The organism is uncultured Methylobacterium sp., assembly GCF_964242245.1.
Classification (GTDB): domain Bacteria; phylum Pseudomonadota; class Alphaproteobacteria; order Rhizobiales; family Beijerinckiaceae; genus Methylobacterium.
In genome coordinates, this window is the sequence record NZ_CAXTBY010000209.1 from 1 (window position 1) to 3,173 (window position 3,173).

General features: G+C 69.3%; 2 protein-coding genes and 1 pseudogene. All 3 read right to left on the bottom strand.

Features of this window, described 5'->3' with window-relative positions:
• Positions 1-709 (bottom strand): annotated as a pseudogene (locus tag ACFE8Y_RS21405) (NAD(P)(+) transhydrogenase (Re/Si-specific) subunit alpha); the annotation flags it as partial.
• Between the two features lie 145 nt (positions 710-854).
• On the bottom strand, positions 855-1,148 hold the full coding sequence (locus tag ACFE8Y_RS21410; protein ID WP_375466381.1) for an aa3-type cytochrome c oxidase subunit IV: 294 nt from the start codon (positions 1,146-1,148) through the stop codon (positions 855-857).
• 175 nt (positions 1,149-1,323) lie between these two features.
• A complete protein-coding gene (locus ACFE8Y_RS21415) occupies positions 1,324-2,685 on the bottom strand; it encodes an ABC1 kinase family protein (protein ID WP_375466382.1) in 1,362 nt (453 codons plus the stop codon).
• Positions 2,686-3,173: the final 488 nt, after the last annotated feature.

Genomic DNA, 3,173 nt, shown 5'->3' on the forward strand with positions numbered 1-3,173 from the left:
CGGCCGACATCTCCTTGGCGTAGCCGCCCTTGGTCTCGGCCTGCTTGAACTCGTCGTCCTCGACCGCGACGAACTTGGCGCCGAGCGATTCCACCTGCTCCTTGGTGGCGGGGCGCACGTCGGTGGCGGTGACGACCGCGCCCATGCGGCGGGCGGTGGCGATGGCCTGGAGGCCGGCGACGCCGACGCCCATCACGAAGACGCGCGCCGCCGGCACGGTGCCGGCCGCCGTCATCATCATCGGCATGGCGCGGCCGTACTCGGAGGCGCCGTCGATCACCGCGCGATAGCCCGCAAGGTTGGCCTGCGACGAGAGCACGTCCATCACCTGTGCGCGGGTGATGCGGGGCATCAGCTCCATGGCGAAGGCGTCGATGCCGGCCGCGGCCATCGCCTGCAGCTCGGCCTCGTGGCCGTAGGGGTCCATGATCGCGACGACCACCGTGCCCCGCTTGAGGAGCCGCATCTCGTCGGCGCCGGGGCGGCGGACCTTCAGCACGAGGTCGGCGCCGCTGGCTGAGGCCTCGGCGGAAGCGGCGACGGAGGCGCCCGCGGCCTCGTACTCCGCGTCCGGCACCCCGGCCTTCAGCCCGGCGCCCGCCTGGACGACCACGTCCGCGCCCAGCGCCTTGAACTTCTTGACCGTCTCGGGCACCGCCGCGACCCGCGACTCCGCGGAATCGGTCTCCGACAGGACAGCGATGCGCATTCAGAATTTCCCCTCGGAAGGACCGTCACCGAATGCGCGGGATGAAGCAGCTATTCGAGACGGTTTGGTCATATGGACTGATGGAAGCGTGGCGATTGTCACGGACCGCATCCGGGGCAGGGCCCGTGTTGGAGGTTCGGCCGCCTCAGGCGAACACCAGGTAGAGGAAGAGAAGCAGGCCGACGGCGACGGGGGCACGCCAACCGATACCGGGGGCGAAGGCGCCGACGGCGCCGGCCGCGCCCGACAGGACGACGCCGAAGATCGCCGTGAGCCAAGCCTCGCGGATGCCGCCCACGGCCAGCGCCAGAACCCAGCAGGCCACCACGCTGGAGGCGATCTCGACGAAGTGAACGAACCCTCTGTACGTCTGCTCGTGCGTCTTCGCGTCCATCGCCGGGCTGTAGGGCGCCCCGGACACGGTCTTCGGATCGGCCATCGTACGCTCGTCCCTCGACGCTACCCTGCTTGCTCGGAGCGGGTGTAGCTGAAGCGTTTTCCTGCCGCAATTGGCACGGAGCGCTGTGTCATACGAACGGGTCGTGCGCAATCCATTATGCCGATTTCGTATCCGGTCGCGAACCTCCCGAGCACGGATGGGAGGCGCGTGGCCGTCAGACCGGCTGCGGCAACCCCGCGCCGTCGAGGGCCTGGGCCTGACGGGCGGACAGCGCGGGAAGCGAGAAGCTCTCGATCTCGGCCTCGAACAGCCGGTGATAGTTCAGCTCGGAGCGCAGGTGCAGGAACACCGCGCCGAGGCCGACGGCGGCGCGATCCATGAACACGAACTCCTGCGGCACGGTCACGGGACCGCGCAGCTTCAGGGCTTGGTGCACCTGGAAGGCTTGGCTGCGCCCGTACTCGCCGGGCTTGACCCCGTCGGCGACGGTGCGGGTACGGTCCTCGAGCAGCGGCCCGTAGATGAAGCGCGCCCAGATGTTGAGGATCTCGATCTTCTCCTTGTCGAGGTTCTGGAAGCCCCAGACCTCGTAGGCGTGGACGATGCGGGCCATGTCGTCGGTCAGCAGTCCGCGATAGAGGTCGACCACGCCGCCGACGAAGCGCGGGTGGAAGATTCGTACGCAGCCGTAGTCGAGCAGGTTGATGCCCTGCGCCTCGCCGCCCTCGGAGAAGACGGTGTAGTTGCCCAGGTGCGGGTCGCCGTGGATCACGGCGGCGCGGCTGAACGGGTGCCACCACGCCTTGAACATCGACCGCGCGATGCGGTTGCGGATCTCGACCGGCGCCCCGGTGAAACTCAGGATGCGCTCGCCGTCGAGCCAGCCCAGCGTCAACAGGCGCTTGGTCGACAGGTCGGTGTGCACCGCCGGCACCCGGACCGCGTCGATGTCCTTCAGCACTGCGCCGTAGAGGGCGGCGTGCTTGGCCTCGCGGGCGTAGTCGAGTTCCTCCCGCACCCGGGCGCCGATCTCCTTGGCGATCTCCCGCGTGTCGAGCCAGGAGTTCATCCGCCGGTGCAGGGCGAAGGCAATCTCCAACTGCTTGAGGTCGGCCTCGACCGCCGACTGCATGTCCGGGTACTGGAGCTTGCAGGCGAGCGCCGTTCCGTCGAGCGCAGTCGCCCGGTGCACCTGCCCGAGGGAGGCGGCGGCGGCCGGGTTCAGGTCGAACATCCTGAACCGTGCCTGCCAGCCGGTGCCGAGTTCAGCCTGCATCCGGCGCTTGACGAAAGCCGCACCCATCGGCGGCGCGTCGGCCTGGAGCTTCTGCAGCTCTGCGGCGTATTCCGGCGGCAGCAGGTCCGGCACGGTGGCGAGCAACTGCGCCACCTTCATGATCGGACCCTTGAGGCCGCCGAGCGCTTGGGCGAGCGCCGCAGCGTTCGTCGTGCCCTCACCCCCGAACAGGCGCGCACCCGCCATCCGCGCGGCTACGCCTCCGACATTCGCCCCGACTCTGGCGTAGCGGCTGGCGCGGGCGGAGAAGCGGTTGGCTTCGCGGTCGGTCTCGGCCATGGGATGTTTTCGCGTGTCTCTCAAGGTCCCGCGGAGGCCCCGCGCCGGACCTGCCGTCGCGACGGTCTTTGCGGGACCTTCCGGGAGACTCGCAGATAAGCCTTCCGCCGCGGGCTGCCCAGGGGAATGAGGCCGGGCGCCGCGGGACGGCCCATGGAGCGCAGCCGCCCTTTCGGTTGAACGATCGGACACGACCTGACGTGTATTTTGAACTGGGCCGGGTGCGCGGCATGGCGGCCGCCGTGAGGAGCCGGAAGGTCCGGGACGGTGACGGGCGCAGGCGGGAGGGCGCCCGGGGAACGCGCGCGGCCTTCAGGCACGCGTCCTTGAGCTTGCCGTTGAAGCTCTCAGTCACTATTCTCACACGGCGAGCCTAGGGCGATGGACTAGATCTGCGGGCTGTCTCGGCGATCCACTCGCGCAGAGCCTCCGCGATCATAGTGCGTTGTCGCAGCGGATGTGCATCCCGCACCACCTCAGCCCGGGAC

Bases quoted from the DNA above. Each gene is read 5' to 3' on its own strand.
- ACFE8Y_RS21415 (WP_375466382.1), bottom strand. From the start codon at position 2,685: ATGGCCGAGACCGACCGCGAAGCCAACCGCTTCTCCGCCCGCGCCAGC.
- ACFE8Y_RS21410 (WP_375466381.1), bottom strand. From the start codon at position 1,148: ATGGCCGATCCGAAGACCGTGTCCGGGGCGCCCTACAGCCCGGCGATG.